22 protein-coding genes and 3 pseudogenes are annotated in these 23,295 nt (G+C 68.0%); 19 read left to right on the top strand and 6 right to left on the bottom strand.

Features of this window, described 5'->3' with window-relative positions:
• The first annotated feature begins 57 nt into the window (after nt 1–57).
• From JANGC3_RS0114550 to JANGC3_RS0114490, 13 genes are all read left to right on the top strand, one after another.
• Nucleotides 58–1,809 carry a monovalent cation:proton antiporter-2 (CPA2) family protein gene (locus JANGC3_RS0114550; protein ID WP_017877219.1) on the top strand — a complete coding sequence of 584 codons (1,752 nt, stop codon included), beginning with the start codon at nt 58–60 and terminating at the stop codon, nt 1,807–1,809.
• Between the two features lie 20 nt (nt 1,810–1,829).
• Complete coding sequence (locus JANGC3_RS0114545) at nt 1,830–2,048, top strand: hypothetical protein (RefSeq protein ID WP_026132993.1); 219 nt, start codon at nt 1,830–1,832, stop codon at nt 2,046–2,048.
• A 262-nt stretch (nt 2,049–2,310) separates the two neighbouring features.
• A complete protein-coding gene (locus tag JANGC3_RS0114540) occupies nt 2,311–3,303 on the top strand; it encodes a 3-oxoacyl-ACP synthase (RefSeq protein WP_017877218.1) in 993 nt (330 codons plus the stop codon).
• A complete protein-coding gene (locus JANGC3_RS0114535; RefSeq protein ID WP_017877217.1) occupies nt 3,300–4,331 on the top strand; it encodes an NAD-dependent epimerase/dehydratase family protein in 1,032 nt (343 codons plus the stop codon). Before JANGC3_RS0114540 ends, JANGC3_RS0114535 begins: the two co-directional genes overlap by 4 nt.
• Nucleotides 4,324–5,151 (top strand): MBL fold metallo-hydrolase, encoded by an 828-nt coding sequence (locus tag JANGC3_RS0114530; RefSeq protein WP_017877216.1) that lies wholly within the window; start codon nt 4,324–4,326, stop codon nt 5,149–5,151. Before JANGC3_RS0114535 ends, JANGC3_RS0114530 begins: the two co-directional genes overlap by 8 nt.
• A complete protein-coding gene (locus tag JANGC3_RS0114525) occupies nt 5,148–6,446 on the top strand; it encodes a F390 synthetase-related protein (RefSeq protein ID WP_017877215.1) in 1,299 nt (432 codons plus the stop codon). The genes JANGC3_RS0114530 and JANGC3_RS0114525 overlap by 4 nt, the downstream gene beginning before the upstream one ends.
• Nucleotides 6,443–7,129 carry a phosphatase PAP2 family protein gene (locus JANGC3_RS0114520; RefSeq protein ID WP_232429708.1) on the top strand — a complete coding sequence of 229 codons (687 nt, stop codon included), beginning with the start codon at nt 6,443–6,445 and terminating at the stop codon, nt 7,127–7,129. The genes JANGC3_RS0114525 and JANGC3_RS0114520 overlap by 4 nt, the downstream gene beginning before the upstream one ends.
• Nucleotides 7,130–7,131: 2 nt before the next feature.
• Nucleotides 7,132–8,241, top strand: coding sequence for a sterol desaturase family protein (locus JANGC3_RS0114515; protein ID WP_232429798.1), 1,110 nt, complete (start codon nt 7,132–7,134; stop codon nt 8,239–8,241).
• A complete protein-coding gene (locus JANGC3_RS0114510; RefSeq protein ID WP_017877212.1) occupies nt 8,238–9,365 on the top strand; it encodes an acyl-CoA desaturase in 1,128 nt (375 codons plus the stop codon). The genes JANGC3_RS0114515 and JANGC3_RS0114510 overlap by 4 nt, the downstream gene beginning before the upstream one ends.
• Nucleotides 9,366–9,419: 54 nt before the next feature.
• Nucleotides 9,420–9,965, top strand: coding sequence for a GbsR/MarR family transcriptional regulator (locus tag JANGC3_RS0114505; RefSeq protein WP_017877211.1), 546 nt, complete (start codon nt 9,420–9,422; stop codon nt 9,963–9,965).
• 49 nt (nt 9,966–10,014) lie between these two features.
• Entirely contained in the window at nt 10,015–10,464 is a 450-nt protein-coding gene (locus JANGC3_RS0114500; RefSeq protein ID WP_017877210.1) for a hypothetical protein, read from the top strand.
• Nucleotides 10,461–11,129: a DUF4166 domain-containing protein gene (locus JANGC3_RS0114495; RefSeq protein WP_017877209.1), complete on the top strand. Its 669-nt coding sequence runs from the start codon at nt 10,461–10,463 to the stop codon at nt 11,127–11,129. Before JANGC3_RS0114500 ends, JANGC3_RS0114495 begins: the two co-directional genes overlap by 4 nt.
• Entirely contained in the window at nt 11,126–12,574 is a 1,449-nt protein-coding gene (locus tag JANGC3_RS0114490; protein WP_026132991.1) for a TIGR01777 family oxidoreductase, read from the top strand. The genes JANGC3_RS0114495 and JANGC3_RS0114490 overlap by 4 nt, the downstream gene beginning before the upstream one ends.
• A 40-nt stretch (nt 12,575–12,614) precedes the next feature.
• Here the strand turns inward: JANGC3_RS0114490 and JANGC3_RS0114485 are convergent, their stop codons facing one another.
• Complete coding sequence (locus JANGC3_RS0114485; protein ID WP_017877207.1) at nt 12,615–13,571, bottom strand: DUF3616 domain-containing protein; 957 nt, start codon at nt 13,569–13,571, stop codon at nt 12,615–12,617.
• Nucleotides 13,572–13,919: 348 nt separating this feature from the next.
• Here JANGC3_RS0114485 and JANGC3_RS0114480 point away from each other — a divergent pair, with 348 nt between their 5' ends.
• The 3 genes from JANGC3_RS0114480 to JANGC3_RS0114470 are packed head-to-tail and all read left to right on the top strand — an operon-like array spanning nt 13,920 to nt 16,903.
• A complete protein-coding gene (locus tag JANGC3_RS0114480; RefSeq protein WP_017877206.1) occupies nt 13,920–15,161 on the top strand; it encodes a CmpA/NrtA family ABC transporter substrate-binding protein in 1,242 nt (413 codons plus the stop codon).
• Nucleotides 15,162–15,176: 15 nt separating this feature from the next.
• Nucleotides 15,177–16,088 (top strand): nitrate ABC transporter permease, encoded by a 912-nt coding sequence (gene ntrB / locus JANGC3_RS0114475; protein WP_035787720.1) that lies wholly within the window; start codon nt 15,177–15,179, stop codon nt 16,086–16,088.
• An 8-nt stretch (nt 16,089–16,096) separates the two neighbouring features.
• Entirely contained in the window at nt 16,097–16,903 is an 807-nt protein-coding gene (locus JANGC3_RS0114470; protein WP_035788703.1) for an ABC transporter ATP-binding protein, read from the top strand.
• Between the two features lie 27 nt (nt 16,904–16,930).
• Here the strand turns inward: JANGC3_RS0114470 and tsaD are convergent, their stop codons facing one another.
• Entirely contained in the window at nt 16,931–17,971 is a 1,041-nt protein-coding gene (gene tsaD, locus JANGC3_RS0114465; RefSeq protein WP_017877203.1) for a tRNA (adenosine(37)-N6)-threonylcarbamoyltransferase complex transferase subunit TsaD, read from the bottom strand.
• Nucleotides 17,972–18,421: 450 nt separating this feature from the next.
• On the opposite strand from tsaD, the gene JANGC3_RS33815 reads away from it, so the two are divergent.
• Nucleotides 18,422–18,706, top strand: coding sequence for a hypothetical protein (locus JANGC3_RS33815; RefSeq protein WP_017877202.1), 285 nt, complete (start codon nt 18,422–18,424; stop codon nt 18,704–18,706).
• Between the two features lie 81 nt (nt 18,707–18,787).
• On the opposite strand, the pseudogene JANGC3_RS34345 reads toward JANGC3_RS33815, so the two are convergent.
• A pseudogene (locus tag JANGC3_RS34345) lies at nt 18,788–19,087 on the bottom strand (transposase domain-containing protein); the annotation flags it as partial.
• Nucleotides 19,088–19,586: 499 nt separating this feature from the next.
• On the opposite strand from JANGC3_RS34345, the gene JANGC3_RS0114445 reads away from it, so the two are divergent.
• Nucleotides 19,587–19,991 (top strand): hypothetical protein, encoded by a 405-nt coding sequence (locus JANGC3_RS0114445; RefSeq protein WP_026132989.1) that lies wholly within the window; start codon nt 19,587–19,589, stop codon nt 19,989–19,991.
• Nucleotides 19,992–20,462: 471 nt separating this feature from the next.
• On the opposite strand, the pseudogene JANGC3_RS0114440 reads toward JANGC3_RS0114445, so the two are convergent.
• Nucleotides 20,463–20,775: pseudogene (locus tag JANGC3_RS0114440) on the bottom strand (IS66 family transposase); the annotation flags it as partial.
• Between the two features lie 156 nt (nt 20,776–20,931).
• Between JANGC3_RS0114440 and JANGC3_RS31640 the strand changes: the two are divergent.
• Nucleotides 20,932–21,353: pseudogene (locus tag JANGC3_RS31640) on the top strand (Tn3 family transposase); the annotation flags it as partial.
• A gap of 37 nt (nt 21,354–21,390) precedes the next feature.
• Here JANGC3_RS31640 and JANGC3_RS0114430 read toward each other — a convergent pair.
• Both JANGC3_RS0114430 and JANGC3_RS29375 read right to left on the bottom strand, forming a co-directional pair.
• Nucleotides 21,391–22,455, bottom strand: a complete 1,065-nt coding sequence (locus JANGC3_RS0114430) for a 3-deoxy-7-phosphoheptulonate synthase (RefSeq protein ID WP_017877196.1) — start codon at nt 22,453–22,455, stop codon at nt 21,391–21,393.
• 143 nt (nt 22,456–22,598) lie between these two features.
• Nucleotides 22,599–23,252 (bottom strand): transposase, encoded by a 654-nt coding sequence (locus JANGC3_RS29375; protein ID WP_017877195.1) that lies wholly within the window; start codon nt 23,250–23,252, stop codon nt 22,599–22,601.
• Nucleotides 23,253–23,295 lie beyond the last annotated feature (43 nt).

Here is a 23,295-nt window from a genome sequence, read left to right as displayed (position 1 = left end):
CGCACCTGCCTGTGCGACAATCGCGGCTACGCCATGGCGCATTCAAACGGGACCAGAGTGGAAGAGCAACACGCAATACCTTATCTGCGCGAGACGCTGCTGTTCCTGGCGCTGGCCGGTATTTTCATTCCGCTGCTGCAGCGCCTGCGCGTCAACCAGGTGCTGGGCTTTCTCGCCGTCGGCGCGCTGTTCGGCCCCTTCGGCGTCGGCCTGTGGGCGTCCAGCCTGCCCTGGCTCAGCCATTTCACCTTCGTGCGCGTCGAGCAGGTCGCCGGCCTGGCCGAACTGGGCGTGATGTTCCTGATGTTTATGATCGGCCTGGAACTGTCGACCGAGCGCCTGTGGTCGCTGCGGCGCTGGGTCTTCGGCGCCGGCGTCGCCCAGGTCGGCGTGTGCGCGGCGCTGCTGGGCGGCGCCGTCTACCTGTTCGGCCTGCGGCTGGAGGCGGCCATCGTGCTCGGCTGCGTGCTGTCGCTGTCGTCGACCGCCGTCGTGATGCAACTGCTCAACGAGCGGCGCGCGCTGCACACGCCGGCCGGCCAAGCCACCTTCTCGATCCTGATGCTGCAAGACCTGGCCGTGGTACCGCTGTTCATCCTGATCGGCGTGCTGGCCAGCGGCGACAGCGACAACCTGTTCTACCTGCTCGGCTTCACGATGGCCAAATCGGCCGCCGCCATCGTCCTGATCTACCTGCTGGGGCGGCGCGTGATCCGGCCGCTGTTCCAGTTCTTCGTCAAACGGCACCAGCCCGACGTGTTCATGGCGCTCACCTTGCTGAGCACCTTGGGCATCGCCGCCCTGACCGCCGCGGCCGGCCTGTCGATGGCGCTGGGCGCGCTGCTGGCCGGGCTGCTGCTGGCCGAAACCGAGTTCCGCCACGAGGTCGAGGTCACCATCGAACCGTTCAAGGGCCTGCTGATGGGCGTGTTTTTCATGTCGGTCGGCATGCAGATCGACGTGCGCGAAATCGCCCGCCAGCCGCTGCTGATCCCGCTGGCGGTGCTCGGCCTGTTCGCCGTCAAGACGGCGGTGGTCGGCGTGATCTTCCGCGTCGGCGGCTTCCCCTGGGGTCGCGCGCTCGAGTCCGGCGTGCTGCTGGGGCAGGGCGGCGAGTTCGCCTTCATCGTCGTCGGCTACGCGCTCAGCACCAAGCTGATCGCCGCGCCGGTGGCGCAGTTCGTCATGCTGGTGGTGGGCCTGAGCCTGTTCGCCACGCCGGCGCTGGCCAAGGCCGGCGTCGCCTTCGGCGACTGGTGGCAGCGCCGCCACAGCGAGCAGGTGGCCGACCTCGACGACGGCGCGGCGCCGCCGGCCGACAGCCGCGTCGTCATCGCCGGCTTCGGCCGCATCGGCCAGATGGTCGCCAAGATCCTGCAAGAGCAGGGCGTGCCCTACGTCGCCGTGGAGAACGACGCGCGCCTGGTCACGCGCCTGCACCCGCAGGGCTTTCCGGTCTACTTCGGCGACGCCTCGCGCGCCGAGCTGCTGCACAAGGTCCACGCCGGCAAGGCGGCGGCGGTGGTGCTGACGATGGACCATCCGGCGTCGGTGCTGCACGCGGTCAAGTCGATCCGCCGCGAGTTCCCGCAACTGCCGGTGTACGCCCGCGCCCGCGACGACAAGCACGCGGCCGCGCTGATGCACGCCGGCGCCACGCTGGTGGTGCCGGAGGCGCTCGAGTCGGGCCTGCAACTGTCGGTGACGGTGCTGCAGCGGCTCGGCTTCGCCGAGGCGCGCGCCTTCGAGCTGGTCAACGACGAGCGCGAGCTGCGCAACGCCGGCCTGCAGGACAAACGATTGCTGTAGCGCGGACGCCATCATGCGGCGTGATCGACCCGCTGGCCATCGTGCCGACCTACATCGGCCTGGTGTTCCCCGGCGCCCACGTGCTGATCGACGTGCGCATCCCGCGCCTGCTCCGCATCCTCAAGCTGAGCTCCTACGTGCGCGAATACGGCCCGCTGGGCCGCGCGCCGATGCATTGCGGCGCGCCGCCGCCGCCCTACCTGCACGACGAGTTGGCTAGCGAACAAGGGTATTGTTAAAAAGCATGTTATTGTTCGAAGTATCAGATTCTGGCGCCGCGCCACACGCATGGCGCTACGAATCACACAGACGCGAGCGTTCCTGTCGATCTGCCAAATGTAGTGCGACACTGGACCAGTGCGGCGGCGCCGCCGGTCCCGGCCCCGGCGGAACTTCCGCGGCGCGGCGAGCGTCGGCCCCGGCAGGCCGCGGCCCTATCAAGAAAGACATAAAGATGAATAACAATACACCTCCGGGCAGCCGCGCGGCGGCGGCGCCGGTATGAGCGCCGCGTTGATGCCGCTGCGCCTGCTCGCGGTCGGCAAGGCGCTGCCGTCGCAACTGGTAACGTCGGCCAGCCTCGACCAGCGCCTGGGCCGGCCGGCCGGCTACACCTTCGGCAAAAGCGGCGTGCAGTCGCGCTATTTCGCCGCGCCCGACGAATCGCAAAGCCAGCTCGGCGCCGCCGCCCTGCGCGACGCGCTGCGCAACGCCGCCCTCGAACCGGGCACGATCGACCTGCTGATCGGCGCCTGCGGCGTGGCCCAGCAAGCCTTGCCGAACACCGCCTGCTTCATCGCCGAGCGCGCCGGCCTGGCGCCGGGCACGCCGGCCTTCGACGTCAACGCCAGTTGCCTGAGCTTCGTGGCGGCGCTGCGCGTGGCCGCCGGCCTGCTGGCCGGCGGCGGCTTGCGACGCATCGCCATCGTCGCCGCCGACCTGGCCTCGCGCGGGCTCGACTGGGACGAGCCGGAAGCGTCGCTGATCTTCGGCGACGGCGCCGCCGCCGTCATCGTCGAGCGCGGCGACGCCGGCCAGGGCATTGCCGCGTTCAAGCTGGCGACCTTCCCCGAGGGCCGCCACTTTTGCGAAATCCGCGCCGGCGGCACCGGGCGCAACCCGCGCGCCGGCGCGGTCCCGGCCGACTACCTGTTCCGCATGGACGGCAAGGGCGTCTTCAAGCTGGCCCTGAAGGTGATGCCGCCCTTCCTCGACGCCCTGCTCGACGACTCCGGCGCCGGGCTGGAGGCGATCGACGTGGTGGTGCCGCACCAGGCCAGCGCGCTCGGCCTGGCGCACGCGTCGAAACGCCTCGGCGTGCCGGCGGCGAAGATCGTCGACATTTTCGCCACCCACGGCAACCAGGTCGCCGCCTCGATCCCCACCGCGCTGCACGAGGCGGTGATGAGCGGGCGCGCCAAGCCGGGCAGCCGGGTGCTGATGATGGGCACCGCCGCCGGCTTGACGCTGGGCGGCTTGATACTCGACCTATGAGCGCCGCCAACGCCGCCGCGCCGCCGCCGCGCATCCTGGTCACCGGCGCCACCGGCGGCCTGGGCCGCAACGCCGTGCGCCTGCTGCTGGCGCGCGGCGTCGCCGTGCGCGCCAGCGGGCGCAACGCCGGCGTCGGGCGCGAACTGGCGCGGCAGGGCGCGCAATTCGTCGCGCTCGACCTGGCGCTGGCGACGCCGGCGCAACTGGCCGAACTGCTGGCCGGGGTCGACGCGGTCTGGCACTGCGCCGCGCTGTCCTCGCCGTGGGGGCCGGCGGCCGACTTCGTCGCCGCCAACGTCGACGCCACCCGCGCCTTGCTGGCGGCGGCCGGGCAGGGCGGCGCGCGGCATTTCGTGCACATTTCCACCCCGGCGATCTACTTCGACTACCGCGACCGCGCCGACGTGCCGGAAAGCTTCCGGCCGGCGCGCTACGTCAACGACTACGCCCGCACCAAGGCGGCGGCCGAGGCGCTGGTGCAGGCGGCGGTGGCGCGCTTCCCGGCGATGCGCTGCGTGATCCTGCGCCCGCGCGCCATCTTCGGGCCGCACGACCAGGTGCTGATCCCGCGCCTGGACCGGCTGCTGCGCCGCGGCGCCGGCCGCCTGGCGCTGCCGCGCGGCGGCGCCGTGACGCTCGACGTCACCTACGTCGACAACGTCGTCGAGGCGATGTGGCTGGCCACCAGCCACGCCGCGCTGGCCTCGGGCAGCGCCTTCAACATCACCAACCACGAGCCGGTCACGCTGCGCGACGTGCTGCAACGCCTGTTCGTCGACGCGCTGGGGCGGCCGCTGCGCATCGTCGCGCTGCCGTATCCGCTGCTGGCCGGCGTCGCCCGCGCGCTGCAGGTGGCGGCGCGCTTCAGCGGCAAGGAACCGGCGCTGACGCCGTACAGCCTGGGCGCGATCAGCTACAACATGACACTGGATAATATGCACGCACGCGAAGTACTGGGCTACCTCCCGGCCGTCAGCCTGGCCGAGGGCATCGCCCGCACCGCCGCATGGATGCGCCAACATGGCTAAGATCACCGCCTTCCGGGTCGGCCACTGCACCCACCCGTCCTGCATGGCGCTCAAGGGCAGCGGCCTGCACAGCCTGTGCTTTCCGTCGCGCGCCTACCTGATCGACACCCGCAACGGCCTGTACCTGTGGGACACCGGCTACGCCGACCACTTCCGCCAGGCCACCGCCGGCGGCCTCAACCGGCTCTACGCCTGGGTCACCCCGGTGTCGTTCGAGCCGCGCGAATCGCTGCGCGGCCAGCTCAAGGACTACGGCGTCGACCCGGACGACATCCACACGCTGCTGCTGTCGCACTTCCACGCCGACCACATCGCCGGCATGCGCGACTTCCCGCGGGCGCGCCTGATGTGCTCGCAGCCGGGCTGGGACGCGGTGCGCCGCCTGTCCGGCGTGGCGGCGCTGCGCCAGGCCTTCGTGCCGCAACTGCTGCCGCCCGACGTCGAGGCGCGCATGGCATTCGTCGAAAGCTGCCCGGCGACCGCGCTGCCGGCGCAACTGCAGCCGTTCACGGCCGGGCGCGACGTCAGCGGCTGCGGCGAAATCTTCGTCGTCGACCTGCCGGGCCACGCCCGCGGCCACATCGGCGCCTTCGTGCGCGGCGAGCGGGGCTGGACCCTGCTGGCCTCGGACGCGGCCTGGCAGGCGCAAAGCTACCAGGAACTGCGCGGCCCGTCCGAACTGTCCTTCGTCATCCAGCACCGGCGCGCCAGCTACTACGAGACGCTGCGCAAGCTGCACGCGCTGCACCTGGGCGGCCAGGCGCAAATCCGCCTGACCCACGAGGGCGCGGCCGACACCGTGCCGTTGGCGGCGCCATGAAGCGCCTGTACTGGCTGCTGATGGCGTACTGGCGCACGCGCCGCCTGCGCTTCGCCGACCGCGCCGCGCTGGAAGCCTACCAAAGCGGCGCCCTGGCCGCCTTCACGGCGCGCCTGTGCGCCGCCAGCCCGTACTTCGCGCCGTTCGCCGGCGTGCCGCTGGCGCAGTGGCCGGGCATGGACAAGGCCCTGATGATGGCCAACTTCGGGCGCATGAACAGCGCCGGGCTGACCCTCGACGAGGTTATGCGCACGGCGCTGGACGCCGAGCGCAGCCGCGACTTCAGCCCGGCCATCGGCGCCGTCACGGTCGGCCTGTCGTCGGGCACCTCGGCGCAGCGCGGGGTGTTCGCCGTCAGCGCCCGCGAGCAGGCGCAGTGGGCCGGCGTGATGCTGGCCAAGGCGCTGCCCGACGGCCTGCTGGCCGGCGAGCGCGTCGCGCTGTTCCTGCGCGCCAACAGCAACCTGTACACGGCGGTGCGCAGCCCCTGGCTGACGTTCACCTTCTTCGACCTGTTGCAGCCGTTCGAGCGGCTGTGCGCCGACTTGGCGGCCTACCGGCCGACGGTGGTCGTGGCGCCGGCGCAGGTGCTGCGGCAACTCGCGCTGGCGCTGCTGGAGGGGCGCCTGGCGCTGGCGGCGGCGCCGAAGCGCGTGATCTCGGTGGCCGAGGTGCTGGAAGCGCAGGACCGCGCGCTGATCGAACAAGCCTTCGGCGCGGTGCACGAAATCTACCAGGCCACCGAGGGTTTCCTGGCCAGCACCTGCGCGCTCGGCCGGCTGCACCTGAACGAGGAGTACGTCCACGTCGAAGCGCAGTGGCTGGACGGCGGGCGGCGCCGCTTCGTGCCGGTGATTACCGATTTCAGCCGCCTGACCCAGCCGATCGTGCGCTACCGGCTCGACGACGTGCTGCTGGCCAGCGCCGCGCCGTGTCCGTGCGGGCGCGTCACGCGCGCCATCGACGCCATCGAAGGGCGCTGCGACGACATGCTGACGCTGCCGGACCGCGCCGGCGGCGGCGTCGCGGTGTTCGCCGACGCGCTCTCGCGCATGCTGGCGCAGTCGCTGCCGCGCCAGGCCGACTACCGGCTGGTGCAAAGCGGCGTCGCCACGCTGACGCTGCACGCCGAACTGGACGCGGCCGGGCTGGAGCAGGTGCGCCTGCGCCTGGCGTGCTTGCTGCGCGGCCTGGGCGTCGACGACACGCGGCTGGAATGGCGCCTCAGCACGCAGCTGCCGGCCTTCGACCCGACCCGCAAACGGCGCCGCATCGCGCGCCTGGCCGACACATGAACACAGCGAGCACCATGGATACCAGCGGCGGAATCGACGCCCACCACAGAATAAACACGGCGGCGATGACGCCGTGGTCGCGCCTGCGGCACCTGCTGCTGGGCTGGGGCGGCGTCGGCCTGGTGTATTTTTCGACCGGCTTCCTGGGCCGCCCCGCCACCGTGCTGCCGGAATTGGCGCTGGACCGCCTGATACCGTACAACCCGGCCGGCATCTGGTTGTACCTGTCGTTCTTCATCCTGATCCCCTACACCTACGCCAGCGTCGCGCCGCGGCGCGTGCGCTGGCTCAGCCGCGCCATGCCGCTGTGCGCGGCGCTCAGCGGCGTGGTCTTCCTGCTGTTCCCGACCACGCTGAACTACCCGCCGCTGGCGGCCGGCGGCGCCGACGCGCAACTGCTGCAACTGCTGCTGGCGTCCGACTCCAGCAGCAACTGCCTGCCGTCGCTGCACGGCGCGCTGACGGTGCTGTGCGTGTGGGCGCTGTGCGAGCCGGGCCGGCCGCTGCGCGCCGCGCTGGCGCTGCTGCTCGGCCTGGCCATCTGCTATTCCATCATCCAACTGCGGCGCCACCTCAGCATCGACCTCGGCGCCGGCGTGCTGGCCGGCCTGTTGTGCGGCGCGCTGCTCAAGCTGCGCGCGCCCGCGCCCGCGCCACTTTTTAACCGGGAGACCCCGCCGTGAACATGTTTGCCCTGTCCTTTGTCGCCATGCTCGCCTTCGTGCTGGCCGAACTGCTGGTGCTGCGCTTCGCCCGCCGCCAAGCGATTCCCTGGCGCGAGGTGATCTTCAACCTCAACTCCGGCCACATCCTGATGTGGGTGCTGCGCGGCGTCGAACTGGGCGCCTTCGCCCTTCTGCTGGCGCACGCCAACCTGCACATCGTCGACCGCTGGCCGCCGGCGGCGCAGTGGGCGTTCGCCTTCGTCGGCTGGGACTTCTGCTTTTACTGGATGCACCGGCTGCACCACAAGCTGCCGATTTTCTGGGCCGTGCACGTGGTGCACCACCAGGGCGAGCACTTCAACCTGTCGCTGGGCGTGCGCAATTCCTGGTACTCGTCGCTGACCTCGCTGCTGTTCGTGGCGGTGCTGGCGGTGCTCGGCGTGCCGCTTGAAATCTTCCTGCTGGTGTCCTCGTTCCACTACTCGGTGCAGCTATACAACCACAACGGCCTGGTCAACAAATCCGGCATCCTCGACCGCTTCCTGGTGACGCCGTCGAACCACCGGGTGCACCACGGCATCGACCCGCGCTACCTGAACAAGAATTTCGGCGGCACCCTGCTCGTCTGGGACAAGCTGTTCGGCACCTACCAGCCGGAGCTGGACGGCGTGCCGATGCAATACGGCGTGCCCGGCATGGTGGCCACCGACAATCCGCTGTGGGCCAGCAACGGCGCGCTGTTCGGCTGGGTGCGGCGGCGCTTTCCCGACCGGCGCGACGGCGCCAGCCCGGGCTTCGCCGTGCCGGAGCTGTTCATCGGCATCGGCGGCGTCATCCTGTTCGCGCTGGTCATCTACTACGTCGACAACGAGGGCCGCTATCCGGCCGCGCGCCAGCTGCTGCTGTTCGCGCTGATCTTCGCCGGCAGCATCGCCCTCGGCGGCCTGTCCGACGGCCGCCGCTGGGGCGCGCTGGGCTGGGCCGCCATTGCGCTGGCGCTGCCGCTGACCTTCATCGGCGGCTACGGCGTGCGCGAGCCGTGGGGCCTGTGCTGGCTGGCGCTGCTGCTGGCGCACGGGCTCGACACCGGCCGGCGCCTGCTGTCCGGGCGCGGCGGAGTGCCGGCGTGAGCGCGCCAACGAAGGGGCCGGGCGCGCCCCGGCCGCTGCCGCCGCTGCGCTTCAAGCCGGCGCGCGACTGCGCCTTCCGGCGCGCGTTGCAGGCCGAGGCCGAGGCCTACCTGCGCACCGACGGCGGCCACCGCTACGCCGACGGCTGGGTCTACCTGAAGGGCGCCGGCCTGGCCGGCGCGCTGCTGGCCAGCTATCTGCTGGTGTTGCGCGCCGACGCCGCGCTGCCGTTCGCGCTGGCGCTGGTGGCCTGCCTGTGCACGGCGATGGCGCTGGCGTTGAACATGCTGCACGACGCCGCCCACCTGGCGCTGTTCCGCTCGGACCGCCTGAACCGCGTCGTGCGGCGCGTGCTGGCGGTGCCGGTCGGCATCGACGCCGACTACTGGACCGTGCGCCACGTGCATTTCCACCACACCTACGCCAACATCGAAGGCTACGACCTCGACACCGAACCGAATCCCTTCCTGCGGCAAACCCCGTTCCAGGCCTGGTCGCCGCAATACCGCTACCAGCACCTGTACTGGCCGCTGGTCGCCGCGCTGTCGCTGCCCTACCTGAACTGGTACTCGGACTGGGCCGACCGCTTCGGCGCCACCCCGGTCGGCGCCCAGGGCAACGGGCCGGGCTGGCCGCTGTTTTTGACCGGCAAGCTGGCGCACGTGCTGCTGATGCTGGTGCTACCGATGTGGGCGGCGCAGCACGCCGGCATCGGCTGGGGCGTGGTGCTGGGCGCGTATTTGCTCGGCCAGATGCTGGCCTCCTGCGTGCTGGTCAGCCTGATCCTGGGCACGCACTGGTCCGAGGTCGAGTTCTTCCAGCCGGGCGCCGACGGCGCCATGCCGCACACCTGGTACCAGCACAGCTTCCACACCGCCTGCGACTGGACGCCGCGGCCGGCCTGGCTGGGCTACTTCCTGGGCGGCCTCGACAAGCACCTGACGCACCACCTGTTCCCGACCTGGAACCACCGCCACTATCCGGCGCTGGCGGCCATCGTCGCCCGGCTGGCGCCGCAACACCAGCTGCGCTACCGCAACCTGGGCTACCGCCAACTGCTCCAGGCGCAGCAGAGTTTCCTGAAATCGATGGGCGCGCCGCCCCGGACGGGCAAAAAAGCTTGACTTGCGTTCCATAAAAGACTCTAATTTCTGTGGTGACAGAAACGAGAGAAAATAATGGAACTGACTCCGACCACGCAAAAATACATCCTCCACTGGGGCGAGATGGGTACCCGCTGGGGCGTCAACCGCACGGTGGCGCAAATCCACGCGCTGCTGTTCCTGGCCAACGACCCGCTGACGGCCGAGGATATCGCCGACACGCTGACGGTGGCGCGTTCGAACGTCAGCAACAGCCTGAAGGAGTTGCAAAGCTGGGGCTTAGTGCGCGTGTCGCACGTGATGGGCGACCGGCGCGACCATTTCGTGGCCCTGCAAGACGTCTGGGAAATCTTCCGCGTCATCCTGGAGGAGCGCAAGCGGCGCGAAATCGACCCGACCCTGACGGTGCTGCGCGAATGCGCCATCGACGGCGAGCGCGACGCCGCGCTGGCGCCGGCCACGCTGGAACGCATGGGCGAGGTGCTGGCCTTCATGGAAATGCTCGGCAGCACCTACAACGACTACAAAAATCTGCCGCCGGCGACCATGCTGCGCTTCCTGAAGATGGGCGGCAAGATGGCGCGCTTCCTCAGCCCCGACGACAAGGACGCGCTAGCATGAGCGCCGCCCCGGTAGCCGGCGCGCCCAACCCTTTCATCCAAGGCCGCCCATGAGCGCGCATACGATACGTCTTTGGGCCGTGCGCTGGACCTACGCCAGCGCCGCCGCCCACCTGCTGGTGGCCGTGGCGCTGCCGTGGATCGCCGGCCTGGCGCTGCTCGACGGCTACCACGGCGGCATCGAAGCGGCGTTCTGGGGCCGCGCCGCGCCGGCCGCCGCGCGCGCCCAGCAACTGTGGTGGATAACCCTGTTCGGCGCGACCATGCAGTCGGTGGCGATCTGGATGGGCGCGCTGACCTGGATCGGCGACCGCGAGCGCAGCGCCGTCGCCTGGGGCGCGCTGATCGCCGGCATCGTCGTCTGGGCGCCGCAAGACATGGCCATCTCGCTGCGGGCCGACTGCTGGCCCCACGTCTGGCTCGATTGCTTCATCGTCGTGACGATGCTGCCGCCGCTGCTCTGGCTGCTGCTGCACGACCGCCGCCGGGTGGCAGCGTGAGCGGCGCCGCCGCGCCGCGCACGGCCGGGCCGTCCGAGGGCGAACTGTTCAAGCGCATCCTCGGCGCCGAATGGGGCAAGCTGCACCCCGACATCCAGCGCCGTTTCGGCAAGAATCCGGCGCCGGGCCTGCCGCTGTACTACCGCGGCGAGCTCAGCGAGCTGCGCTCCTCGCGCATCGCCAAGCTGCTCGGCTACCTCAGCATGCCGCTGATCCAGGGCGCGCTGATCCCCTACGACGACGCCCATTTCCCGGTCGATATCCAGGTGTATTCCAAGCCCGGCTGCGCCTTCATCTTCAAGCAGCGCATCTACCGCCTGACCCGGCGCAAGGCGATCCGCTTCACCTCGTACATGCGCGAAAGCGAAAAGGGCGAGGTGCTCGAATACGTCGGCATGGGGCTGGGCATGAAGCTGTTGCTGGCTGTGCGCGACGGCAATTTGCACTTCACCAGCGACGGCTATTTTTGGGACATCCTCGGCTGGCGCATGCCGCTGCCGGCGATCCTGACGCCGGGCACCACCTTCCTGCGCCACTGCAACGACAACCCGCAGCAGTTCAACATCCGCATCGACATCGAACATTGCCTGTTCGGCCGCACCTTCACCCAGGTCGGGGTGTTCCGCGAAATGCCGGACGCACAACATGAACAGGACGCCGCATGAACACCCATTTACTCGCATTGCAACTGATGGCCGCGCAAGGCTGCCTGGGCGCCTTCGACACGCTCTACCACCACGAGTTGACCGAGGCGCTGCCGCAGCGCGCCAGCGCCCGGCTGGAACTGGCGATCCACTCGGTGCGCGCGCTGATCTACAGCGTGATGTTCATCGGCCTGTCGGCCTGGTCCTGGCACGGCGCGTGGGCGCTGGCGCTGCTGGCCATCTTCGTCGTCGAAATCCTGCTGACGCTGTGGGACTTCGTCGTCGAGGACCGCACCCGCCTGCTGCCGGCCACCGAGCGCGTCACCCACACCGTGCTGGCGATCAACGGCGGCGCCTTCATCACGCTGCTGGTGCTGAACACGCCGCCATGGCTGGCCGAGCCGACGGCGCTGGTGTGGCAGCCGTTCGGCGCGCTCAGCGTGTTCCTGGCGCTGTGCGGCGTCGGCGTCGCCGCCTCCGGCGTGCGCGACGGCTTGGCCGCGCACCGGCTCGGGCGCGCCGGGCTGGCCGGCGCGCCCGAGCCGGTGCGCTTCAACGACGCCGAACAGCGCGTGCTGGTGACCGGCGCCACCGGTTTCATCGGCCAGAAGCTGGTGGCGGCGCTGCTGGCCGACGGCCACCAGGTGACGGTGCTGACGCGCCGGGTCAAGCAGGCGGCCTGGCTGTTCGACGGCCGCGTGCGCTGCGTCGACAGCATGGCGCAGTTGCCGGCGCGCGAGCGCATCGACGTCATCGTCAACCTGGCCGGCGCGCCCGTCCTCGGCCGGCGCTGGACGGCGGCGCGCCAGGCCCTGCTGCGGCGCAGCCGCAGCGGCCTGACGCTGGCGCTGGTGGCGTGGATCGCCCGGGCCGAGCACAAGCCGCGCCTGCTGGTGTCGGCCTCGGCCATCGGCTACTACGGCGCCCAGGCCCGGGGCGACGACAGCGTGCTGACGGAAGCGAGCGGGCCGCAGGCGGTCTTCATGTCGCAGCTGTGCAGCGAATGGGAGGCGGCGGCGCAGACGGCCACGGCGCACGGCGTGCGCGTCGCCTGCATGCGCCTGGGCCTGGTGTTCGGCCTGCAAGGTTCGCTACCCTTGATGATGCTGCCGATCAAGCTGGGGCTGGGCGGTCCGCTGGGCGGCGGACGCCAGTGGCTGTCGTGGATACACGTCGACGACGTGGTGCGCGGCGTCGCCCATTTGATGCGCCTGGACGACGCCGGCGGCGCCTACAACTTCACCGCGCCGGAAAGCTTGACGCAGGCGCGCTTCAGCCAAATCGCCGCGGCCCAGGCCGGCCGTCCGAGCGGCTTGCCGACGCCGGGCTGGCCGATGCGCCTGGCGCTGGGCGAGCAGGCCGACTTGCTGCTGGAGGGCCAGCGCGTGGCGCCGGCGCGGCTGCTGGCGGGCGGCTTCGCCTTCCGCTACCCGGACGTCAAAAGCGCGCTGCAAAGCGTCGCGTAACGCCGGCGCACCGCAAACCGGGGGGCGGCCCCCAGTGCCGCTAAGGGCCGATGATTATGCTGCGAAACGTCTGCCGCGCTTCCGGCAGCGCCTGGCAGGCGTCGTTGCCGTCGTCGCTGAGCACTTGCACGGTGTCGCTGCCGGGAACCGCGAAGATGGCTTCCGGGCGCAGCGTCCCGAGGTCCGCCCGCGGCAGCGCCACGGCGGCGTCGCCGCGCCGGCCCGACCAACGATACAATGCGAAAGCGCCGGCGTTGGCCGTCGGCCCGGCAACGATCAGGTAGGACGAGCCGACCCGTTCGACGCTGCGCACGCCGCGCCCGCCCAGGTCGAGTTCGAACGCCGCGCCGAACCTGGCCTGTTTTCCCTCGATTAATTCATCCGGGTTCAGCAGCGGCAACAGCAGCGCCTTGCCGGCCAATAGCGGACTGCGCAGGCCGATCAGCAACTGGCCTTGCGGCGTCGCCGCCAAGCCCTCTATGTTGAATCCGCCAGGCTGCTCCGGCCCCAGCGCGGCCGCCGCGGCGAGTCCCAGCGGGCGCAGTTCGGCCGCCGCCAGCATGTCTTCCTGTAGCCCGGCGTAGACCCTTCCCGTCAGCCGCGGGCGCGCCTGGCCGTCGCCGTCGTCGGTGGCGAAGAAGCGGTGGCGGCGCGCTTGCGCCTCGCCCCGCTTGTTGCGCCCGTGCGAGGAGATCCAGTAGATGCGCCGGCCGATCGCCGCGGCGCCCTCCAGGTCCGATTCCTTGTCCTTTTTGGTGTCAAGGAATTTCCACGCCTCGATGGCGTCGACGGCGTCGGCGACGCCGCGCCGGTAGATTTTCAGGGTGTTGCGCTCGTCGTCGGCGACGATAAAACGGTCCGGCCCCAGCGCGACGGCGGCCGAGGCGTCGCACAGGCCCCGGTAGACGAACTCTTGTTGCGCGGCGGCGCGCGGCGCGGCGGCTAGCAGGGCGGACGCGGCCAGCGCGCAGGCGGCGCGGCGAAGTCGATGGCTCATGTGATCAATTCCCGGTGGCGCCGACGCTCGCGGCGGTCCGGCCGGCGTTGGCTGCTACAAAGATAGGGCGAAACGGCGCGCGCGTCGACTTATTTATCGCCCGCGCTTGATCCCGGGCCGCGCGTCGCAGCGGTGCGTGCTGTTGGTGCGGCGCACAATATCGGTGCTGGAAAAACACTCACAGGGCTGAAAAGCGCGCTAAAACCGTTCGCCAACCGTGCGCCGCCGTCCTTGTCGAGCTGGCACACCAATTGCTGTTACCTGTTGAGTAGCTAGATGAAACGGCAAGCCGGACGCAGCAGCCCGCCGGCCTTGTCTCCGCAATTCCATGCACTCTACGAGGCCACAATGACAATCGAAACCCCCTTCAATCCGAGCCGCCGCAAGTTGCTGGTGGCCGGCGCCGGCGCCACCGCGCTGGCCGCGTTGCCGGGCGGCGGCGCCTGGGCCGCCGGCTCCGACAAGCCGGAAAAGGAGGAGGTCAAGGTCGGCTTCATCCCGCTGACCGACTGCGCCTCCGTGGTGATGGCGTCGGTGCTGGGCTTCGACAAGAAGTACGGCATCAAGATCGTGCTGAGCAAGGAGGCCTCGTGGCCGGGCGTGCGCGACAAGCTGGTCAATGGCGAGCTGGACGCGGCGCACGTGCTGTACGGCCTGCTGTACGGCGTGCACCTGGGCGCCGGCGGGCCGAAGAAGGACATGGCCGTGCTGATGAACCTGAACCACAACGGGCAGGCCATCACGCTGTCGAAAAAGGTGGCCGACAAGGGCGGCGTCGACGGCGCCTCGCTGGCCAAGCTAATGCGCACCGACAAGCGCGACTACACCTTCGCCCAGACCTTCCCGACCGGCACCCACGCGATGTGGTTGTACTACTGGCTGGCCAGCTACGGCATCGACCCGATGAAGGACGCCAAGGTGATCACGGTGCCGCCGCCGCAGATGGTGGCCAATATGCGCATCGGCAACATGGACGGTTTTTGCGTCGGCGAGCCGTGGAACCACCGCGCCATCGTCGACGGCGTCGGCGTCACCGCCGCCACCACCCAGGAGATTTGGCGCGACCATCCGGAAAAGGTGCTGGGCAGCACCGCCGAGTGGGTCAAGAAATACCCGAACACGGCGCGCGCGCTGACCGCCGCCGTGCTCGAGGCCGGCCGCTGGATCGACGCCTCGCTGTCGAACAAGAACAAGATGGCGCAAACCATCGCCGACAAGTCCTACGTCAACACCTCGGTCGACGTCATCAACCAGCGCATCCTGGGCCGCTACCAGAACGGCATGGGCAAGACCTGGGACGACCCGAACTACATGAAATTTTTCAACGACGGCAGCGTCAACTTCCCCTACCTGTCGGACGGCATGTGGTTTCTGACCCAGCAGAAGCGCTGGGGCTTGCTCAAGGCCGAGCCGGACTACCTGGCGGTGGCCACGGCGATCAACCAGATCGACGTCTACAAGGACGCCGCCGCGATGGCCCAGGTCAGCGTGCCGAAGTCGGCCATGCGCAGCGTGAAGATGATCGACGGCACCACCTGGGACGGCAAGAATCCCCAGGCCTACGCCGCGTCGTTCAAGATCAAAGCTTAAACCACGGAGGATGCGATGAGTGCAGTCATGGAAAACATCAACAAGGGAACCTTGCCGCTGGCCGACCCGGCTTTGAAGGGCGCCGGCAAGCCGCCGCGCAGCGAACGGCTGGCGGCGCGCGGCTACACGCTGGGCACCGGCAAGTCGCGCCTGCGCCCCGTCGTGTTGCGTTACCTGCCGCCGCTGCTGGGGCTGGCGATGCTGGTGCTGGTGTGGCAAATCATCGCCGCCAAAAACAGCAATTTCCCGACGCCGTGGGTGACCGCGCTGGAAGCCGTCAAGCTGTTCTCCGACCCCTTCTACAGCAAGGGGCCGAACGACCGGGGCATCGGCTGGAACATCCTGGCCTCGCTCCAGCGGGTCGCGCTCGGCTTCGGCATGGCGGCCGTGGTCGGTATTCCGCTGGGCTTCATGATCGGCCGCTTCAAGTTCCTGGCCGGCATGTTCAACCCCATCGTCGCGCTGCTGAAGCCGGTCTCGCCGCTGGCCTGGCTGCCGATCGGCCTGCTGGTATTCAAGGCCGCCGACCCAGCCGCGATCTGGTCGATCTTCATCTGCTCGATCTGGCCGATGGTCATCAACACCGCCGTCGGCGTGCAGCGCGTGCCGCAGGACTACATGAACGTGGCGCGCGTGCTGAACCTGTCGGAGTGGAAGATCATCACCAAGATCCTGTTCCCGGCCGTGCTGCCGTATATGTTGACCGGCGTGCGCCTGGCCATCGGCACCGCCTGGCTGGTAATCGTCGCCGCTGAAATGCTGACCGGCGGCGTCGGCATCGGCTTCTGGGTTTGGGACGAGTGGAACAACCTGAACGTGCCGCACATTATCATCGCCATCGTCGTCATCGGCGTGGTCGGGCTGCTGCTGGAACTGGCGCTGGTGGCATTGGCGAAATCATTCACCTACGAAGAAGTCGGGGGCTAAGCATGAACATGGGCGCGTACAAATTCATCGACATCCAACACGCCGACATGGTGTTCCCGACCAAGAAGGGGCCGTTCGTCGCGCTCGACGACGTCAGCCTGACGGTCGAGAAGGGCGAGTTCATCACCCTGATCGGCCACTCCGGCTGCGGCAAGTCGACGCTGCTGAACCTGATCGCCGGCCTGAGCACGGCCAGCGCCGGCGCCTTGATCTGCGGCGGGCGGGAAATCGCCGGGCCGTCGCCGGAGCGCGCCGTGGTGTTCCAGAACCACTCGCTGCTGCCGTGGCTGACCTGCTACGAAAACGTCCACCTGGGCGTGGAGCGGGTGTTCGGCGCCAGGGAGAGCGGCGGGCAATTGAAGGAGCGCGTGATGGGCGCGCTGGCGATGGTCGGCCTGACGGCGTCGGCGCACAAGCGGCCGCACGAGATTTCCGGCGGCATGAAGCAACGCGTCGGCATCGCCCGCGCCCTGTCGATGGAGCCGAAGGTGCTGCTGATGGACGAGCCCTTCGGCGCGCTCGACGCGCTCACCCGCGCCCACCTGCAGGACGAGCTGCTGCGCATTGTCGGCGCCACCGGGTCGACCGTGGTGATGGTGACGCACGACGTCGACGAGGCGGTGCTGCTGTCGGACCGCATCGTCATGATGACCAACGGGCCGGCGGCGACCATTGGCGAAATCCTGCAGGTGCGGCTGGCGCGTCCGCGCGAACGGCTGGCGCTGGCGCAAGACCCGCTGTATGCGAGCTACCGCACCAGCGTGCTCGACTTCCTGTACCGGCGCCAGGCGCGCCCGGTGAAAGAGGCGGCGTAGCCGGGTTTTGGCGGCGCCCGGCGGGCGTCAAACCTCTTTGATTTCGTCGAGCGGCCAGCGCGGGCGCACGTTGAACGCGTAATCGCGCTTGGCCGCCTGCGGGTTGATTTGCAGGCGCATCGCGCCGGCGAAGGCGATCATCGCGCCGTTGTCGGTGCAGAACTCCAGCTCGGGGTAGTAGACCTTGAAGTGCTTCTTGGCCGCCGCCGCGTTCAGCGCCGCGCGCAGCTGGGTGTTGGCGCCGACGCCGCCGGCGATCACCAGGCGCTTCAGGCCGGTGTGCTTGAGCGCGCTGACGCACTTGGCCGTCAGCACGTCGACGATGGCGTCGACGAAGCCGCGCGCGATGTCGGCCTTGTCCTGCTCGCAGATGTTGGCGACGACTTTTTCCTCGTGGTTCTTGACCACCGTCAGCACCGCCGTTTTCAGGCCGGAAAAGCTGAAGTTCAAATCCTTCGAATGGAGCATCGGCCGCGGCAGTTTGTAGGCGCTCGGGTCGCCGAATTCGGCCAGGCGCGAAATCGCCGGCCCGCCCGGGTAGCCCAGCCCCAGCAGCTTGGCCGACTTGTCGAAGGCCTCGCCGGCGGCGTCGTCGAGCGTCTCGCCCAGCAGCGTGTACTGGCCGACGCCGTCGACGCGCATCAGTTGCGTGTGGCCGCCCGACACCAGCAGCGCGATGAAGGGGAAGGCCGGCGGCTCGGACGCCAGCAGCGGCGACAGCAGGTGGCCCTCCAGATGGTGGATGCCGAGCACCGGCTTGTCGATCGCCAGGCCCAGGCTGCAGGCCACCGACGAGCCGACCAGCAGCGCGCCGGCCAGGCCGGGGCCCTGGGTGTAGGCGATCGCGTCGATGTCGGCCAGCGCCACGCCGGCCTTGGCCAGCGTCTCCTGCAGCAGCGGGATGGCGCGGCGGATATGGTCGCGCGAGGCCAGCTCCGGCACCACGCCGCCGTACTGCTCGTGCATCGCCACTTGCGAATAAAGGGCGTGCGACAACAGGCCGCGCCGGGTGTCGTACAACGCCAGGCCGGTTTCGTCACAGGAGGATTCGACGCCGAGAACAATCATGGGGAGCTAACAAATGCATTAAAGCCGACATTGTAAAGGAAAGCCGCGCGGCGGCGGACCCTCGGCGCCAAGGCGGGCAGGCCCAGCCCCTCGCCCCTGGATCGCAGCCGCCCACGCACCAAGCCGGCCCCGCCTTTTGGCGCGCGCCGCACCCCGTCAGTGCATTTCTTGCCGCTTTGCCATTGGAGCGTCGAACTGGCGTCCGGTTGCGCCGTCGCGCCGGCTTAGGGGGCTAAGCCGGAACCCCAGATTATTCCGGCCAAAGCGAATGCCAGTTGTTGGCTTGGTGGGAGCGAAGCTACCACCAGATGAAATTTGCTAGTGTTGCTTGTCCGCGCAAGGGCTGCAGTTGTGCCGCAGCTTGCTGCGGGCTAGCAGTCGCGTCCCCATTCATCGTTCAAGCCGGTGTCGTAACTGAAGTCGGCAGCGCGGTGACGGCCTTTTCTTACGGTGACGAAGTATTTCTACGCAGAATTAGCCCGTGGTGGCACCTATGCAGACTACGTGGCGGTCGATGCCGCGCAAGTTGCGCTGAAGCCCCGCACTGTGTCGTTCGCCACGGCGGCGGCTTTGCCCATACCGGGAGTGGCGGCCTGGAGGGCTTTGATCGAAACAGCCCAACTGGAGCGCGGTCTGCGCGTGTTGATCCGCGGTGGCGCCGGCGCGCCGGGCAGCGTGGCAGTGCAACTCGCCGATCTTGACCAGATCGCCACCGCACCGGCCGCAGGTGCATGAGTCCGACTCGTGCAGGCGCGCCACGCGTTCGATGTGGCCGGGCAGTGGCTGGCGGCCGGCGCGAGCGCGTTTCTTCCTTGGCGCGTCGACCCGGGCTTCCAGCTCGGCCAGATCCGCTTCCCACGTTTCCTGGAACAGGTCGCGCTGTTCGGACGAGAGCGCCTCGGCCTTGGCGCCGAAGCGCTTGGCCGGTGGTGCGCCAGTGCGAGCGTCAACGCCTGGATTGTGACGTTCGCGGTGTGCAGTTCGGCGTTCAGGCGGGCCTTTTTTTTCGCCTCCCTGAGCAGGCGGTCGGCCACCTCCGCAATCCACTTCGGCGGTGTCGGACGGGTGCTCAATCGGGCCAGGTCGTCGCTTAATTCGGTCCCTGATTTTTAACATTTCACCTATGAAGCAGCCAGTAATCACATCGCATTTTCCGATCGTTTCCAGGCTGATCATGCGCGCCATTTCACAGCACCCACGCGCGCGTGTCGGCCATGCGCGTATCCACGGCCTCGACGGCGCACCATACCTGTGTCGGGCTGGGGATCATGACAAGGCCCCAAGCAAGTGCCCCAACCATGCCGCCGACACCTCGCCGGTCATTGACAGCGACCAACCTTGGGGGCCGCGCAACACCAAGTCCGCGCGGGACGCAGACGCCGCCTCGACGCCGGAAGCATTGCGGGCAGCATGGAGCCACGCACGTTACCTGCATGTTACCTGAATGTTACTTACATCAATGGAATTAACTCTATATAACTACAAGCGAGTGCATGAGAACTCACCCTCCCTTTCTTTCATCTGAGGCATAACCGATCTTCGCTGAAAAAGGTATTGCACTTGCAGTGTTAAAACCTCTGGTTTTTCTTAAAACTTCACGTAATGAAAGTAAATCATGACTACAATTAATGTGCTGGTAGCGGTGAACGTCGGTATGGCAATTTCCACCGGAAACTTGAGTCAATACGTCTTTATGGTGGATACCACCGGATATTCAGGAAACGGTAACGAAGGTGGAAACGAGCTGCTAACCACCTGCACCAATGGTGATACCGTCATCTGGAATGTGGTGTCCATCGATCCGAGCGAAAACGTCGCCATCCTCGGTTTCTCTGGCGCCGCCATTCCAAACATGATCAACCCGGGTCAATATCCACAGTATGCAGGTACGGTGTGGGGTGGGCGTGTCAACAGTGCCGGCTCGGAAATTCAGTACAGCCTGGAGCTGCTGTTGGAGGGCAATGTGCAACAGTCGTTTGATCCATTCCTTACCGCCAATAATGCGCTGAATCTACGCTAAAGCGCTGCCTTGACCTTAGCTGCGATAAGGCGAAACCAGCCCCAACGTCTGGTAATGCCGTTCAGTTAAGGTAGTTTATTAATGACGCGGGTGTCATACCGCTTCGCTGTTGTTTTGACGGCCCGATCGTACTTGCGATTGGGCCGTTGGTCCGCGCGAGCGGTTTAGTCCATCGACCCATTCTGGCCATTGCAAATGGAACCAGGCACCCTCGCCGTACACTTGGCTAGTGCCCTTTACTTGCTGGTAATTAGTGTATTAACATGCTCGAAACGGACGATTGCATCATATCGATGATGCTATTCTTTTTCGCTAAACAACTCTCAACCAAATAAGGAAACGGTAATTATGCCTCATGCCAAACCCGCCACGGCCCTGCTATATGGCCAATCTGGCCTACTGACGGCCCAGGCCTTCAACGCACCCACACCGGTGTGACCGAACTGATCGTTGATATAGTCGACATCACGGCGCCTTATAGCCACTGAAATCGTCGACCATGAGGCGCCCTTGCCAGTCTTGCAGATAGTCGCGCGCGAACTGGCCGCCGCGCCCCGGCTGGTAGTCGAACGCGACAATGGGCGGCCCATCCTCCAGCTTGCCGCTGCGGTAGGCCCACAGGTAGGCTTTCTCGGTCTTTCCCTTGCCGGGATCGAGTTGCGCGACCGGCGCTTCATCGGCATACGGCACCCGCGCTGGCGCTGGAAGTGGCTTAGCCGATCGGCCAGCGCTCGGACTGGTTCGAGCGCGGCAGCGGCACATTGTCGCGCGCCGTTAACATTTCACCTATGAAGCGCCAGCAATCACATCGCATTTTCCGATCGTTTCCAGGCTGATCATGCGCGCCATTTCACAGCATCCAGGCGCGCGTGTCGGCCATGCGCGTATCCACGGCCTCGACGGCGCACACATACCTGTGTCGGGCTGGGGATCATGACAACGGCGTGCGGTCTTCGAGTTCGACAAGCTGGTGCGCAGCATCGACACGTTGCGCTACCTGCGCAATCCGCAATTGGAACGACACGCGCATCGCTCGCAGAACCGCATCGAGTCTTACCACCAGTTACGCTCGACCATCGCGCAGGTCGGAGGAAGGAATTGACTGGTCGCACCGACATCGAAATGGAGATCAGCAACCAGTGCGCCAGACTGATCGGCAGTGCGATCATTTATTACAACTCGGCCATTATGTCGAGATTGCTGGCGAAGTATGAAACGGACGGCAACGCCAAGGCCGTGGCGCTGACCACCCAGATACCGCCGGCAGCCCGGCGGCACATTCTGCTCAACGGACACTACACCTTCCAGAACGGCGGCAAGATGATCGACCTGGACACGCTCCTCGCCGAGCTGGAGTTGGGGTGGCGGAATTTTCTGGGGTTGCGGCTTAGAACCCCGCTTAGTCGCGCGGACGCAGGCGCAGCTGGGCGGCGGCGTCGCGCAGCATCGTCGCGGTGGTGTCCCAGTCGATGCAGCCGTCGGTGACCGAGCAGCCGTACTGGAGTTCGGACAGGTTCTGCGGGATCTTTTGGTTGCCGGCGACCAGGTTCGATTCGATCATCACGCCCACCAGCGACTGGTTGCCGTGGCGGATCTGGTTGATCACGTCGGCCATCACCAGCGGTTGCAGCTCCGGCTTCTTGTAGCTGTTGGCGTGCGAGCAGTCGACCACCAGGTTGGCCGGCAGCTTGGCCTTGGCCAGCGCCTGCTCGGCGATGGCGATCGAGACCGAGTCGTAGTTCGGGCGGCCGTCGCCGCCGCGCAGCACCACGTGGCCGTAGGCGTTGCCGCGGGTGCGCACGATGGCGACGTTGCCGGCGCTGTTGATGCCGAGGAAGGAGTGCGGGTGCGCCGACGACAGGATGGCGTTGATGGCGATGCTGATGTCGCCGTCGGTGCCGTTCTTGAAGCCGACCGGGGTCGACAGGCCGGACGACATTTCGCGGTGCGTCTGCGACTCGGTGGTGCGCGCGCCGATCGCGGTCCAGGCGATCAGGTCGCCCAGGTATTGCGGCGAGATCGGGTCGAGCGCCTCGGTGGCGGTCGGCAGGCCCAGCTCGCACACGTCGAGCAGGAACTGGCGCGCCTTTTCCATGCCAACGTCGACGCGGAAGGAATCGTCCATGTCGGGGTCGTTGATGTAGCCCTTCCAGCCGGTGGTGGTGCGCGGCTTCTCGAAATACACCCGCATCACCAGCAGCATGGTGTCGGCCACCTCGGCTTGCAGCGCCTTCAGGCGGCGCGCGTAGTCCAGGCCGGCGACCGGGTCGTGGATCGAGCACGGCCCGACGACGACGAACAGGCGCGGGTCGCGCCGGTCGATGATGGCGCGCAGCGCCTCGCGGCCTTCGCTGACGGTCTGCAGCGCGGCGGCCGACAGCGGCAGCTTGGCGTGCAGGGCTATGGGCGAGGGCATCGGCGCGAAGGAGGTGACGTTGATGTTTTCGATGTCTGGCGTGTTCATGTTTCTAGGCTCGGCTTTCGGTCAGGCGTTCTCGGGAACCATTAGTGTAGCGGAAAAGACGCCTGCGGCAGTGCCTGCGCCGGCGCCGGGCGTGGGGCGGACCCTTGGGGGCTGGGCCCGGGCTTGCGCGGCGGCGTGGAACCTCAGTGCGGCAAGCAGGCGTTGCCGGCGGGCGCCGGCGCCCGTTTAACCAGCTCGACGTTGCGCGCCAGCGCCGGATGGCGGTGCAGGTGCGCGTCGATGTCGCGTTCGAGCTGCCTGACCTGGCCGTCCAGGCAGGCGATGGCCGCGCGCACGTGTTCGGCCAGCGCCTCCTGCCCGGCCAGTTGGTAGTTCTGGCGGCGCCGCGACTCGCCCAGGCGGATCGTGCGCAGCGCGTGCAGCTGCGCCAGCCAGGCGCGCAGCGCGCGGAAGGCCACCGGCGGCGGCACCCACGGCGCCGGCCGGGTTTCGGCGCAAAAGCGCGCCAGCAGCACCGCGTCGATACCGCTCTGGCGCGCCGGCGCCGGGGCGCTGGAGGCGAAGGCCTGCACCCGCTCCGGGTCGACGTCGCTGACCACCATGCCCATCGCCGTCAACGCCAGCGCCGCCGCCTCGCTGTACGGACCGGTCGCTTCCATGCAGACCGGCAGGCCGGCCACGCTGACCTCGTGCCGGGTCAGCCAGTCGCGCAGCCAGCGGAAGCCGGCCAGGTCGTTTTCGACGACCTTGTTCTGGATTTCGCCGCGCGCCAGCAGCGCGACGTCCAGTTTCAATTTGCTGACATGGATGCCGACAGCCGGCTGTGTATTGGTCATGGTGGATGCGTTCTCGTAAGCCTGACCCGGATCTTATTGCAAA

Origin of the sequence: Janthinobacterium sp. CG3, assembly GCF_000344615.1 — a bacterium.
Taxonomy (GTDB): Bacteria; Pseudomonadota; Gammaproteobacteria; order Burkholderiales; family Burkholderiaceae_D; genus Janthinobacterium.
The sequence above is the reverse complement of the archived record's forward strand: the minus strand, read 5'-3'. Positions and strand labels throughout refer to the sequence as shown.